The sequence below is a fragment of the Capnocytophaga sputigena genome, assembly GCF_900446695.1.
GTDB classification, from domain to species: domain Bacteria; phylum Bacteroidota; class Bacteroidia; order Flavobacteriales; family Flavobacteriaceae; genus Capnocytophaga; species Capnocytophaga sputigena.
This window is the reverse complement of sequence record NZ_UAVP01000007.1, coordinates 313,748-328,374: the sequence shown is the minus strand read 5'-3', so window position 1 is coordinate 328,374 and position 14,627 is coordinate 313,748. Positions and strand designations below refer to the sequence as shown.

Annotated in this window: 10 protein-coding genes and 1 tRNA gene; 2 read left to right on the top strand and 9 right to left on the bottom strand. The window is 39.4% G+C overall.

The window, feature by feature from the left end; genetic code table 11:
- Window positions 1-2,592: a thrombospondin type 3 repeat-containing protein gene (locus DR017_RS05380; RefSeq protein ID WP_002677142.1), complete on the top strand. Its 2,592-nt coding sequence runs from the start codon at window positions 1-3 to the stop codon at window positions 2,590-2,592.
- A gap of 13 nt (window positions 2,593-2,605) precedes the next feature.
- Complete coding sequence (locus DR017_RS05375; protein ID WP_002677271.1) at window positions 2,606-3,535, top strand: PorP/SprF family type IX secretion system membrane protein; 930 nt, start codon at window positions 2,606-2,608, stop codon at window positions 3,533-3,535.
- 18 nt (window positions 3,536-3,553) lie between these two features.
- Here DR017_RS05375 and DR017_RS05370 read toward each other — a convergent pair whose 3' ends face one another.
- The 9 genes from DR017_RS05370 to DR017_RS05330 all read right to left on the bottom strand — a co-directional run bounded on the left by DR017_RS05370 (window position 3,554) and on the right by DR017_RS05330 (window position 14,606).
- Window positions 3,554-4,426 (bottom strand): DUF4249 family protein, encoded by an 873-nt coding sequence (locus DR017_RS05370; RefSeq protein ID WP_002677417.1) that lies wholly within the window; start codon window positions 4,424-4,426, stop codon window positions 3,554-3,556.
- Window positions 4,427-4,448: 22 nt separating this feature from the next.
- Window positions 4,449-6,815, bottom strand: coding sequence for a TonB-dependent receptor (locus DR017_RS05365; protein ID WP_040360642.1), 2,367 nt, complete (start codon window positions 6,813-6,815; stop codon window positions 4,449-4,451).
- 178 nt (window positions 6,816-6,993) lie between these two features.
- Window positions 6,994-7,866: an OmpA/MotB family protein gene (locus DR017_RS05360; RefSeq protein WP_002677356.1), complete on the bottom strand. Its 873-nt coding sequence runs from the start codon at window positions 7,864-7,866 to the stop codon at window positions 6,994-6,996.
- A 58-nt stretch (window positions 7,867-7,924) separates the two neighbouring features.
- Window positions 7,925-9,607, bottom strand: a complete 1,683-nt coding sequence (locus DR017_RS05355) for an OstA-like protein (protein ID WP_002677226.1) — start codon at window positions 9,605-9,607, stop codon at window positions 7,925-7,927.
- A 67-nt stretch (window positions 9,608-9,674) separates the two neighbouring features.
- Complete coding sequence (locus tag DR017_RS05350) at window positions 9,675-11,117, bottom strand: beta-N-acetylhexosaminidase (RefSeq protein ID WP_002677631.1); 1,443 nt, start codon at window positions 11,115-11,117, stop codon at window positions 9,675-9,677.
- 37 nt (window positions 11,118-11,154) lie between these two features.
- On the bottom strand, window positions 11,155-12,792 hold the full coding sequence (locus tag DR017_RS05345) for an alpha-1,3-galactosidase-related protein (RefSeq protein ID WP_002677305.1): 1,638 nt from the start codon (window positions 12,790-12,792) through the stop codon (window positions 11,155-11,157).
- Between the two features lie 15 nt (window positions 12,793-12,807).
- Window positions 12,808-13,572 (bottom strand): acyl-[acyl-carrier-protein] thioesterase, encoded by a 765-nt coding sequence (locus DR017_RS05340; protein ID WP_002677257.1) that lies wholly within the window; start codon window positions 13,570-13,572, stop codon window positions 12,808-12,810.
- Window positions 13,573-13,591: 19 nt separating this feature from the next.
- Window positions 13,592-14,380: an HAD family hydrolase gene (locus DR017_RS05335; RefSeq protein ID WP_002677576.1), complete on the bottom strand. Its 789-nt coding sequence runs from the start codon at window positions 14,378-14,380 to the stop codon at window positions 13,592-13,594.
- Between the two features lie 152 nt (window positions 14,381-14,532).
- Window positions 14,533-14,606: transfer RNA gene (locus DR017_RS05330), tRNA-Asp, on the bottom strand.
- Window positions 14,607-14,627: the final 21 nt, after the last annotated feature.

The following is a 14,627-nucleotide window of genomic DNA, read 5'->3' as shown; positions in this document are numbered from 1 at the left end:
ATGAAGCAATTTTTAATCTTCTTATTATTTTGTTCTCTATGGGTAGGACGAGTGTCAGCGCAAAGTTATTGGCGCAAAACCAATTTCACTACCCAGCGTAGCACTCATTCCACTGACCCTTCTTTTCAGTATTTCACTTTAGATAAGGCGGCTTTTGCGCGTGCGTTACAAGCAAGTGAAACAAGCCGAAGTGCTGCTATCATTGCCATTCCTAATGCCGAGGGAAAACTCATCAACTATTATATTACCCCTACTCAAGTGCTCTCGGAAGCAGTAGCACGCAAATTTCCTTCTATTAAAACCTTTGTGGGCAAAGGGGTAGAGGATGCTACTCAACATATCCGCTTTACGTGGAGTGATTATGGATTGGATGCTATTATGCAACAAAATTTGTATTATAGTTTTGTAGAAGCTGAAGATCAAGAAGGAGTTCATTATAGAGTTTATAAATATGAAAATACCGAAAAACCTTTGGTAGACTGCAAGACTTTGGATGTACCAGCACTTGTAGCAGAAAGTCAATCGCTACAACGCGCCACTTTTTCAAGTGCTAATGTGCATCGCACTTTTAGAATTGCAATTGCTTGTACTCACGAGTATACCGATTACTTTTTGGGTAAAACTTCTGCTTTTGCAGAAATAGTAAATACTTTAAACAAAGTGAATGAGGTATATGGGCAACAACTTTCCATAGACTTTCAGTTGGTCTCAGACGACAGTATCGTTTTTGACAATGAAAACACCGACCCATTTAAGGGTATTAAATATAGAGATTGGGAATATAAATCTGAAATATTACAGCAAGTACTTGATAATAAGATAGGTAGCTCTAACTATGATATAGGGCATTTATTTCATAATGGCAATGATGGTGGTAACGCAGGCTGTATAGGTTGTGTGTGTGAAAATGGTGAAAAAGGACAAGCTTTTTCCTCTTATCCATTTGCAAGAATGGGACGATTTCGCAGTGCTTTTGCTACAAATGTAGTCGCTCACGAAATAGGACATCAAATGGGAGCACGACATACTTTTTCATACCGCAGAGAGTTTGCTTCTGGCTCACAAATGGAACCAGGAAGTGGCACTACCATAATGAGTTATGCTGGAGTTACACGTGATTACGACGTACAACAATTCTCTGACCCTTACTTGCACCACCGTACAGTGTACGATATTACCGAGAACCTGCAAAGCAAATCGTGCGCTACTGAAAATCCTACGGGTAACACACCTCCTGAAATACCCGACCTAAAAAGCTATACCATTCCGTACGGCACTGCCTATCTGTTAGAAGGTTCTGCCACCGATGCTGATGGTGATGCCTTGTTATACACTTGGGAACAAGCCGATAATTATACTACTTCTAACAGCTACTATTTTTCACCTACGATGCGTTTTGGAGCTACAGCCCGCTCTATGAACCCCTCTACACAATCGTATCGCTATATACCTCGCTTAGAGCGGATTGTAGCAGGCACACTCACCCAGCAGAACCCCAGAAAAGGCGATGCTTGGGAAACGGTACTCAACATTGGGCGCACCCTCCATTGGACGTTTATGGTAATCGACCGTCCTTTAGCAAGTAACCAAACGGGAAATACTGTTTATAAAACCATTGAGGTAGTAGTAAGTGCCGATGCAGGTCCTTTTAAAGTAACTTCTCATAACCAAAATAGCACTTGGGTAGTAGGACAGAAGGTGAAAATCGAATGGGATGTTGCCAATACTAATAAAGCTCCCGTATCGGTAAATAAAGTGAAAATCCTCTTTTCTACTGATAACGGAGCTACTTTTCCACATACTTTGGCTACTAGCTTAGCTAATAATGGCAAAGCTGAAGTAACAATACCGGCAAGTCTAAAAACTACTCAAGGGCATTTTATGATCAAAGCTGAAGAGAACATCTTTTTAGCCGTAAATGCGGGGACTATCACTATAAAAGAAGATGAAGATACCGATGGCGATGGCATAATGTCCAGTGTTGATAACTGTCCGTTTGTAGCCAATCCCGACCAAAAAGACACTGATGGCGACGGTATAGGTGATGCTTGTGATGATGATATCGATGGCGATGGCATTCTCAACGCTTTCGACAATTGCCCTACCGCATCTAACACTACCCAACAAGATAGCGACAACGATGGTATAGGCGATGTTTGTGATAATGATATTGATGGTGATGGCATTCCTAACGCTCAAGACAACTGTCCGCTAATTTACAACCCTGACCAAGCTGACCTCGACAGTGATGGGATAGGTGACAGCTGCGATGATGATATCGATGGAGATGGTATTCCAAATAAAGAAGACCCTCAAGTGGATTACGTACTCATTTCCAATGCCTTTACCCCTAATGGTGATGGCATCAACGATACTTATACGATTGCTCACGCCGAAAAATATCCGCGTAACACCCTTTATGTGTATAACAATTTAGGTCAGTTAGTATATGAAGCAAGAGGCTACAAGAACCAGTGGGACGGCAAAATGTCTAATGGAACATTGGTAGCTCGAGGCTCGTATATAGCGATATTTAGCATCGATGGCTCTGACGAAAAACAAACTAAATACTGGATTTACATCAATTATTAAAAGAAGATAAACTATGAAAAAGATATTTTTAAGTGCCCTATTACTCGCTGGGGTAGCTCAAGCACAAACTATCGACCCCTCTTATATATTCTACTATCAGCACCAAAACTTGGTAAACCCAGCAGCTGTAGGCTTAGAGAGAGGGCACACCATCTCGGTGGATATACGCAACCAATGGCGCGGAATGACCGAAGCGCCTCAAACGCAAACTTTCTTCACCACTCACCGCCTTTCCGATCGCGTAGGGGTGGGACTTTCGCTTGCTAATAACAAAGTTTTTATACAGAAACAAGCCGGTATCTATGCCGATTTTTCCTACTCAATCCCTATTACTTACAACTCTAATTTGATAGGAGGTATAAAGTTTGGGGGAGATTTTTTTAATGTAGATGGCAGTGATTTGCGCACCTACAACAATTTGTATAATATGTATTACCCTAATGGAAATCGTAAGCACCCCACTTACTACAACGACCCTTATTTGCAAAGTATTTCAGGGAAGTTTCAAACCAACTTTGGTGCGGGACTCTACTACGACCATCCTGATTTCTATATAGGTATGGCGATTCCTAATATGTTAGCTTCTGATAAAGTGCGTATGGATGATGAAGTAATGACTTCTATTGCCGATAATATGTTCTTCTATTCTATGGTGGGCTACTATTGGCGTGCAACTACCGATTTCACTATAAAACCACGTTTCCAAACGCGATTTGGCAAAGGTGAAAAACCTTCTATCGACCTTACTGTGGCAGGCAATTTTGCTAATCGCGCCGAATTAGGTGTCACTTATCGCACTGATAAAGCTGTAAATGCTTATGTATTCTTTGAAATCCCTGATTACTATGTAGCAATAGGTTATGGGTTTGAAAGTTACTTCCAAACCCATCTCAACTTGCAATCGCGTAACTCTCACGAGTTCTTAGTACAATTCAAATGGTAGTGTGAGCCACACAGGCGATTATTTTACTGTATATTGAAGTGTAGTGTATTGGGCAACACGAAAAGCACCAAGAGGGTTTTCACGTTTGTTAGTTGTATTCACGATGTTGCCTATGGGGCGCGTAGGAATAGAAAATGGGCTTTGTCCTTCTGATAGTCTAACTAGCATTTGCACAAACTCCTTATATTGAGGATGAATACGGTAGAGAATAATATTCACTACATCATCTTTTTTGAGTTTATTATCATTATCAACCCCTGTCATTACAAAGAAGAATTTATTATTAGCTATGTAATTATCGTCTAAGGTGCCATAAACAGTTTTAGAAATATTACTCTGTGACAACTTTAGTAGATAAGCATTAGCAACCCCATCATTGATACCATCAAAATAGAAACGCACCTCTTTGCGATCTTTTAAAAAGCCTCCGTTTTCTTTCTGTACAATTCTATCAGAAGGTACTACGGGGGCTTCGAGCATTTTATCTTTGGCGGTATAAGTTTGTCCGTCGAGCTCTACAATCAATTCATAATCTTTTCCTAACTCAGGGGTAATACCCGCAGGGAACACATAACGGCTGCCACCTTTTAATTCATTTAGATTATCAGATGTGATAGTAGTGGTACCATCCCAAAGGGTAAGACTATAAGTTTGGGTACCTGAAACTATCTTCACCACTGCATTATTTACCGCAGGTGAATGTGTTTCGCCAAAATAGGCTTCAGTATAGCTGATATCGACTATTGGGTAGGCTTTGGCTTCTCCTTTTTTCCAGTCGAGAGCTGCATCAATCACTAATTTCTTAGGAGCAGTATCCAAATTCAAATCGATAACTTCTTCGCAAGAAGTCAAAGCAAAGGCACTGAGGAGTATGATATAAAGGTTTTTCATTTTATTCTACTATTTTATAGGATTAGAAACTAAAGTTATAAGTTACACTAGGTATGATACCAAAGATAGAGAGTTTCACCGCTTCATTTTTATGAGTATCTTCGTTTTCACGGAAGGAAACACTTACGGCATTTTTGCGGTTATACACATTGTACACGCCAAATACCCATTCACTTTTCCAGCGCTTGTTAGCACGCTGAGGGGTATAGGTAGCCGAGAGGTCTAAACGGTGATAGGTAGGCAAGCGGTATTCGTTGCGCTTGCTATAATCGGGGACAGTTTGTCCTAAGTAAGAATAGCGCCCTACAGGGTAGTTTGCAGGCAATCCCGATTGCAAGTTGAATATAGCGCCAAACGTCCATTTAGGCGAAAGTTCGTAAGTAGCTGTAATCGAGAGGTCGTGAGGCTTATCATAAGGAGCATTATACCAATCGCCGTAGTTGATACCTATTTCTTCAGGGGTACGACCTTTGGTTTGCATTTCCGATTTTGAGAGTGTATAGGCAATCCAACCGGTAAGTCTACCTGTATTTTTACGCAAGAGCACTTCCAAGCCATAAGCTCTGTTTTCTCCTGAGAGCAACACACGTTCAATAGCTTCATTAGCTATTAAGTTTGCCCCATTGATATAATCCAAACGATTTTGCACCTTTTTGTAGTAAGTTTCTACCTCTATGCTGTATTTATCGTCAAAAACATTAGAAGCATAACCTAATGCCACTTGGTCGGCGATTTGAGGTTTGATAAACTCATCGCTAGGCGTCCATACATTCAAAGGTGAAGGAGAGGCTGTGTTAGAAATGAGATGTACATATTGAGCAGTGCGGGCATAACTCGCTTTTACTGATTTGGTATCGCTAAAAGCATAACTCATTGTAAAACGCGGTTCAAAATTAGAGTACAAATCGATAATACGGTTACTGCCGTAGTATTTAGTAGCTATAGCAGTACCTTGGTAATACACTTGTCGGTTAGCATTATAACCCACGGGATTGTCATTAGGATAAACATTCACGGTGCGTTTGCCCAAACTGTAGAAATTACTAAAGCGCAAGCCGTAAGACACCGTAAGAGCTTCAGCTAATTTTTGTTCTACATCGGCATAGAAGCCCATTTCGGCAGCATAACGATGTTCGAGTATGCGTTCTTTGATAGTAGAAGCTGAAGTTTTAGGCACAATTTTCCCTGGTTTGAATATGTAGTACAAGCCCTGTACTCCGTAAGTAAGTTTGAATTTTTCGGAAATATAGTTTTTGAAGTCGTATTTGAGGTTAAAATTCTCAATTCCCGACGTCCATTTCATATCAATAAAACTAAAATCAAACTTATAGTCGTAGTTGCTGTAGATAGCCGAGAGATTAGAGAAGAGTTTATCGGTAAACAAGTGATTCCAACGCAAATTCACTAAGGCATTGCCATAAGTATTGGTGAGGTTCTCGCTGAGAATAAACCTATCTCTACCAAAATAGCCAGAAAGATAGAGCGCATTGTTTTCGTTGAGTTGGTAAGAAAGTTTGGTGTTGAGATCGTAGAAATAAGCTGAATTTTTATTGTCACTCAGTTTAAGGAAGAGGTGAGCGTAAGAGGCGCGACCTCCTACTAAAAATGAAGCTTTGTCTTTCACGATAGGACCTTCGGCAAGCAAGCGTGAGGAAAGTACCCCTATACCGCCCGTTGCAGCGAATTTATTTTTATTACCTTCTTTTTGATAAATATCCAAAACTGAAGCGATACGTCCGCCATAGCGCGCAGGGATGCCGCCTTTGTAGAGCTTCATATCGCGCACAGCATCGGCATTGAAGACACTGAGGAATCCAAAAAGGTGAGATGCATTAAAAATTGTAGCTTCGTCGAGGAGTACCAAGTTCTGGTCGGCAGCGCCACCACGCACGTTAAATCCAGAGGACGCTTCACCCGCATTGCTCACCCCAGGCATTTGCATTAAGGTTTTGATAATATCCACCTCACCCACCAATACAGGAAGTTTCTTGACGGTAGTAATAGGAATTGTAGCAACGCTCATTTCGGGTTTGCGTACAGCCGCTTTAGGAGCAGAATGAGCATTGAGTTCCACACCTTTAAGCTCTATAGCCTCAGGTTTTAATTTGTAGTCCTTACGGATATTTTTGTTGAGCTCTATAGTTTCTTGGTAGGAGCCAAAACCTATATAGTCAATCACAATAGTATATTTACCTTCGGGTAAAGTAATAGAATAGAAGCCATACTCATTCGTAGAAGTACCCGTATGGAGTTCTTTGACAATGAAGTTTACCCCTAATAATTTTTCACCATTAGAAGCATCGGAAATAGAACCGCTAAGGGTGTACTTGTGTTGTGCAAATACAGCAGTTGTAGCTACTAAAAAAAGTAGTAGAAAGCACTTTTTCATAAAATAATTATTATTTTTTTCAGGGGCAAAAGTACAAATAAAAACTTTTAACACAAAATAAGTTTCTGATTCTCTATACCAAAAGAAGCTTTTCCTATACAAAAAAATCAGCAATTAGTTAAAACTAACTGCTGACTCTTATTTCATTTTGTTAATTTAATTATCTGTGCGGCTCGCATTATTTTCCTTTTCCTCCTATGGCAGGGTCTTTCATTCCCTCTTCAATCATAGTATAGAATTGGTCGAGTTTAGGCAATACTACAATACGAGTACGGCGGTTTAGAGCACGTCCATTGGCATCGCCATTGCTTGCTAATGGTACATAGTAGCTACGACCCGCTGCAGTCATACGTTCAGGAGCAACGCCAAAATCTTTTTGCAATACACGTACAATCTCGGTAGCGCGCATTACGCTCAAATCCCAGTTGTCACGGATACAACCTGTTTTGATATTCACGTTATCGGTGTGACCTTCTACCATAAACTCAAAGTCAGGTTTGTTTTTCACTACTTTAGCTACTTTTTCGAGTACGCTCTTAGCGTTTTTAGAGATGGTGTAGCTACCACTGCTAAAGAGCATTTTATCGGAGATATTGATGAATACCACTCCTTTTTCTACTTTCACATCTACATCTTGATCGTCCAAGTTACCCAATACACCTTTGAGACTTTGCACCAAAGCCAGATTTACAGAGTCACGACGGGTAACTGCATCGCGCAAGTTTTTGATAGTTAAATCTTTTTCGCGCAAACTTTCCAATGATTTTTCGAGGTTTTCAGCACCTTTTTGGGTAAGTGTAGTGAGGTTGCCCATATTGTTGATGAGCTGCTGATTGTTCTCTTTGAGCAAATCGTTTTGGTTTTTAAGACTTTCTAATTTGTATGACAAGTTATTCTTTTCATCTAAACACATATTGAGTTTTACGGTAGCAGTGTTTAGCAAATCTTCAGTTTGTTTGTTTCTCGCTTCTAACTCAGCATACTTCTTTTTAGATACACACGATGTGGTAACTAATGCCAACATCGATAGTGCGATAATAAATTTTTTCATACTAGTTTATGTTTTATAATTAATGAATATGTTACAATAAAAGTGCCAAGATTATCTCTTATTTGTTTTTTTGCTTGGCTTTGGATTTCTCTTTAGCGTTTTTGAGTTCTTTTTTCAGAGATGGATTGGCTAATATCATTTCGTCTTCATCTATCTCCTCAGGGGACTTCATTCCCTTTATTTCTTTAGGTTTTATCTTCTTCTCAGCATCACTATATATCTGTTCTTTACTGCGAATACGCTCGTCGCCTCGCCAGATAAATTCCTTAAACTTGCGATCGTTCACGTGCAATTTTTCTTCTGGGTATAAATTCCCCGAAGGTTGTGTAATAAACACAGTTTGTTGTAGTTGCTGTTTTTTATCTAAATAGAGCTTGATATGGCTGCAAGTGAGTTTGTTGATACCTACCAACTCTTTAGCATCGTTGTACACGTAGTAAATAGACTCAGTATTCTGCAAAAAGTCTATCTGTCGCAATGCATTATCTTTAAACTTGCCATACAAGAGCTTACCTTTCACTTGGTTATAACCATCGCCCAAAGTATCTTTTTCTACCACCAAAGCATTGTTGAACACTTTGAGGGAGTCTAACTGTTGAGTTTTTGTATTGGCTATCAGGTGGATATTGTCGCCCGTCATTTGGCTTTCCCCTGTCCACGCTACAGGTTTGCCTACCAATTGTGTGAGCCCGTTAGCTTCGTTAGAGTGGATGGAATCGCATTTGGCTTGCATATCGCTTTTGAAGATACGAGCATCGGGGTAAGCGCGAATCACGCGGTGTTGAGGTTTGCCTGTAACCAAAATACGCTTGCCGTGCATATACATCGAATCCTTCTCTACTAAGGTAATTACAACCGCTTTTTTGGTGATAAACATCGAATCTTTTGCCTTGTGAATCTCGCCGTAATGACCACGCACAAAGGTCTTGTTTATAGTATCCGAAATGAAAATATTGTTAGAACCCGATGAAAACTGTCGGCGTTTATCAAAATACAAGCTGTCTCCCACTAAAGTTTTGAGGTTGTACTCTATTTTAGCGTGCTTCATAAAATAGCCTTGCTCTCGCTTTGTATCATAAAAACCACGCTCACAATACACCTTATAATCAGCGCCTGCAATGGTAGTTTTACCATAAAAATAGGCATTACCAGAATTGTGATAATAGTCTAACACCTGAGAATTGACTGTAAAATCACGATTGACAATCTTTACTGAATTGGTAAACTGATTTTTTTTAGTAGTTACATAATATTTCCCCGTTTGGCTAGTAAGTTCATTCTCGGGGTCGGTTATTTTACCAAAATTATTGTAGTAAGCCTCTTGTTTGTTGCGATCGAAAAAGAGTTCTTCGGTCTCAAGAGTCATATTGCCATTGCGCAACACCACCCCCTCACGAGCTACTGCTGTTTTAGTATTTCCTTTATACGATATATATTGACTGTTCATCTGCAAAGTATCGCCTTGTTGCAACACTACATTGCCGTGAGCGATTACCTCATTTTTCTCCTCATAAAGCACTGCCAAATCACACCATACATCTAATCCTTGATGGCGAAACTGCACTCGCTGCCCATCCGATTTAAAAATAGTCGCTCCAGGGTATTTTACATTATCAATAGTAAATTCACCCCCATAGACAATTTCTATACGTTTAGTTTTAGGCTCATTGTTCTGTGCTACAATATTTTGTGCACCACAAACAAAAATTAAAAGTAATATGTAAAAAAATGTTTTTTTCATCCAGAAATTTTTCATTCAGAATGCAAAGATAGTAAATAATTGATAATTAGCAATTGATAATTGACATTTAATTGGCTAACTCCACAGGAGGTCTATAATTCACTCCTTGATGTAATAAGTAACTGAGTTGTCCTTCTAACCTATCAGTAAACGATTTCCAAGAACGCTGTTGCATTTGTGTCCAGCCTACTTCGGAGAGGGCAAGTGCACGCGGATAGGTCATATAAAAAGCCCTAAAAAGGTCTTTTACACTTTCGCCCCATAAGGTAGCTTCTACTCCTAAAATATACTGTTTTTCTTCTTGTGAAGTAAGAGAAAAAGCAGGGTTAAATTTATATACTTGTTGTAGCGTGAGGGTAGGCATCCAGTCTACATTAGGCAAATCATCTTTGGCTTGAGGATAATCAAAATAAGCATACTCTCCCGGTGAGCATATTACTTTGAAGTTATCTTTTTTAGCGCGTTCTAATACCTGTGGGGTAGTGTGCATTCGCCACAAATACATTACACTATTTTGAGGATAAGTTGGCACTTCGAGTTCCATCCAAATGAGAGGCTGCTTGCCATTTTTCGCTAAGGACTCATTTACCCTTTTGAAAAACTCACTCATCAGTTGCTGGTTGTTCGTAATTTGTAGTTCTTTTTTAAGCTGTTGCACTTTCGGATTTTCAAGCCATTTATCCAAAGGAGCTTCATCGCCACCTATATGAAAATATTTACAAGGAAATACCTCTGATAACTCACTGATAATATCATCTATAAAAGTAAAAACTTCTTTTTTGGATACACATAACAAATTCTTAGAAACCCCTGCTGTAGTACGCACCCCTATAATCGTATCATTACAACTGAGAAATGGGTAAGCTGCCACTGCCGCATCATTATGACCAGGCACATCAAACTCGGGGATAAGTTGCACATTGCGCTCTAAAGCATAGCGCACTAAGTCTTTCATTTCTTCTTGGGTATAAAAGCCTTCATTATTGCGCTTGCTTCCCTCAAAATCTGTTCGTTTAGCACCTACTTCTGTTAGCTTGGGGTATTTTTTTATCTCTATGCGCCAGCCTTGATCGTCGTTGAGATGCAAATGTAAGTAGTTGAATTTGTATTGCGACATTACATCGATATACTTTTTCAAATCCTCTATTTTCCAATAGTGGCGTGCGGGGTCTACCATTAGGGCGCGATAAGCAAAACGAGGGGCATCGGTAATGGTGAGACAAGGCAAGGAGTCCTTGCGTTCTTTTTTTACCTGAAATATCAATTGCTTAAGTGTTTGTGTAGCATAGTATTTCCCAGCTTCAGCGCTGTACTTAATGATAATTTTCCGAGGCTGGATAACTAACTGATAGCCTTCGGGATTGGCAATAGCAGGTTCTTTTACATAAGTAATAGGAGTATTTACCTTGCAACTGCCTTTATAGTAATGTACTTCATTAGGCTGTGGCACTACATTTATTTGTGCTGAAAGAGGAAAAACCAAAAGCAGTAATACATAATATAGTTTCATAATAATAGATTTGTCAATTTGTCGATTTACTAATTTATTATTTAATTTTCACATTTTTAGTGCGTTCTAACTTAAAGCGTTCTTTATTCCAATGAAAGGGTTTGAAGTCCTGATTTTTGATAATCTTATTATTGCGATAGATAAGATTTTCTACTGATTTAGCATAGAGAATAGGTTCATCGAAAGTTTCAAAAACATTGTCCTCAATGCGTATATTAGAGTGAAAATATTTTTGTTGTGCCTCTAAATTAGGGATTTCGGGGTAGATAGAGATAATAGCATTCGTAAACTGATAATTGGCAGTAAGTGCATTGACAAAATGGTTGTTTTTGATGCTTACATTGCGGCAAGCACCCGTTTCGTACCAGCCGTTGCAATCGCCACAGAGCAAGATAGCTGCCCCGTGGGTATGATCGAATAGATTATTACTGCACATCACTTTTTTAGGGGTACTAAAAAGTGCCCCACGTGCCCGATTGTTGCGCACAATATTATTTTTGAAAAGTACCTTAGGTGTCCAAGTGAGATTTTCTACTCCACAAGCAGTATCGGGGTTTACCTCAGCAGGTAAAGGCTTATCAAAAGTAATTTCAAAAATTTTCGCCCCTACTTCAGTAGGTTTATCAACAGCTTTTATCTGGTGAATTTTATAAGTTTTATCACCTATAGTTTCCATTGTTTTAGCAGCGACAAATTGCACTTGGTCACCCTTATTTCCCCAAAGAAATCCCCACGATTGAGGGTGCATATATTGCGCTTTGATAGTATAATCATTCTCACGAGTAATGACTTTCAAGTAAGTGCCGTGCACATTGATAGCATCATCAGCCATACCTTCATACAAACCATTTACCGAGCGTATTTTTCCTTTACAAGCTGAAAAATGGGTAGCATCGGCTTGAGTAGTGAAAAAACGTTCGCTCCCCTCCTCTATCGCTACTCGAAACTTATCAAGAGTCATATTTTCAGTGAGTTGAGCCAACAGCCCCATCCCTTGTACGTTGTGTACTGTGATATTTTCAAGAGTTATATTTTTGCTTTCGGTTACGAAAATAGCAGGTGTAGGTCGGGAATAAGTACGTAACACAAAGCGCTCACCTACTTGTAGATAGGGCAATTTGCCCATTCCCTCTATATAAAATTCGTTAGGAGCAAGTTCAACAATTTTTGTAGGTGAGAAAGGGACATCGATACAGCGGTAAGCCAAGTGTTTATTTGGAGCAAAAACCATTCCTCCAAAAGGCATTTCCTGATAATCTTCACCTGTGAAGTAGAGTTTTTCATTCTCAATTTTGTAGTTTCCTTGAGGGTAGAGTTGCGCCTTTATACTGTTGTGGAGGCTATCTACCTCGGTAATTTGTAACTGTCGGAGGTAAGGGGTTGCAAAATCTATTGAGAAGTTACGAAGAGTGAGATTGCTACAATTTTTCACTACAAAAGGCAAAATCGTACCGTGAAACACTAAATTCTGTCCCTTTCCATCAATGACTACATTGTGCAGATTTTCGTAGTAGAAAGCTACTTTTTTAGGGTTAGTTTGGTCGTGATTGGAGATGTACAACTCTTTGTCAATTGTTTGATTGATAGTATAATGAGTTGTTGTAGGAAGATAATGTACGCTTTGGCAAGAGCTGAAAAGCAAGGCAGTGAGGGTGATGATAATAGCTGGTTTCATATTTGGTGTTTTTTGTTAAATTCTTTCGGCTATCCAATGAGAAATGAAGGCGGGTTTTGCTCCTCCTATTTTCTGAGCATAGTGATAGAGTTCTACTAAATTATGAGCATCGTCTAAATACCTGCCTTTGCTTTTAAAGCCTTGCATTTTGTCGCCCATAAAAGTTTCGGAAAGGAAGTTGATATCGTACTCTTTGATTGTAAACTCACGGTGGTTGCGTTCAGTCATCATATCCAATGCCCATTGAGTGTATTTCACATTGTTCACGTGAGCATTCATATCAAGGTCGCTCACACGCACTTTAAATTGGTTCACTTGTTGCATATCATCGGGTAAAGCAATGCGTTCGGTGCGGAAATTAAGACCTCCATCGGTACGTGGGTAAAAAATTTCTTGTTGTTCAGTGAGTTCTATAGGGCGGCGGGTTGCTATGTCCATTGTAATCCAAGTGCTAGCACATTCGCCTATTTTTTGGTCGTTGTAATAGAGTTCAAACTCGCGGAAAGCATAGACCCCTTGTACTGGTAACGACCAAGTTTTCACAGTGATACGCTCATTCCACTGAGGCCAGTAGTTCATTTTAAGTTTTTGCTGAATCAGTGCCCAGAAGAAGCCTTTTTGCACTAATTGTTTGTAACCAAATCCTAAATAAGCAGCGTGTTCAGCAGCGATATCTTGGAGCATTCCAAGTACTCCATAAAGTCCCAACTGATTATTTAAATTCACTTGAGTGCTACGCACTTTATAGGTTTCGGTGAAAATAGTCTTATCGTGTTCCATTGTAATATGTTTTATAGGTTTATGATTGCAATAATTTTTCGAGGGTACGCACCACTCCTGCGTGATTGTTGTCGTATTCAGTTACATAGTTAGCAAGTGCTTTGAGTTCCTCTTGAGCATTAAGCATTGCATAACTATAGGTTGCCTGCTGAATAAGTTCTACATCGTTTAAATGGTCGCCAAATACTACAGTTTCTTCAGGAGTGATTTTCAATTGTGATTGCAGATGAGCAATAGCATCTCCTTTATTCACATCTTTAGCAGTGATATCAAGCCATATTTCCCCTGATACCACTACGTTAAACTCATTGCTATACTGTTTGAGATACTGATATGAATTGAGACGAGAAATACCTCTATCACACACTGTTATCTTAAAAATATCATCGTCTATAGCTGCAAAATCGGTTACACGAGTGTGGGCGGGATAATGGCGAGCAATCTCATCAAAAATCCACTCGTCATCAGTTTTTACATAAGCGCTTTTCTTTCCACAAAGGGCTACCCCTATTTGCTGAATCTCATTACAAGTGCGCAAAATAGGAAAAAAAGAAGTAAAAGCGATAGGTCGCTCAAAAAGTGTCTTACCTTGATACACAAGTGATGCCCCATTATCAGGAGCATAGGCTATTCGCTCTTTGATAGGTGCAAAAAGCTCGTGCAAACTCTGTAGTTGTCTACCACTTGCTGCACAAAAAAGAATACCTTTCTGTTCAATAGTTTTGAACACTTCCCAAAAGCTATCGGGGATTTCCTTTTGGTTATTCACCAAAGTACCATCTATATCGGAAACAATAAGCTTGATCATATTATAATGCTGTTTGTCGATTTTCTAATTATTTTAATGTATTGATGTTAAAATAAGAAAAGCTCTCCTTGGAGAAAGGAAAGCTTTCATTGGTTTACTATAAACCCGTGTAAAAATATTTACACAAAACAACACAACTAAATCTTATGAAGCGGTCTGGACGGGACTCGAACCCGCGACCCCATGCGTGACAGGCATGTATTCTAACCAACTGAACTACCAGACCATTTATCAGTAAATTGTGCAA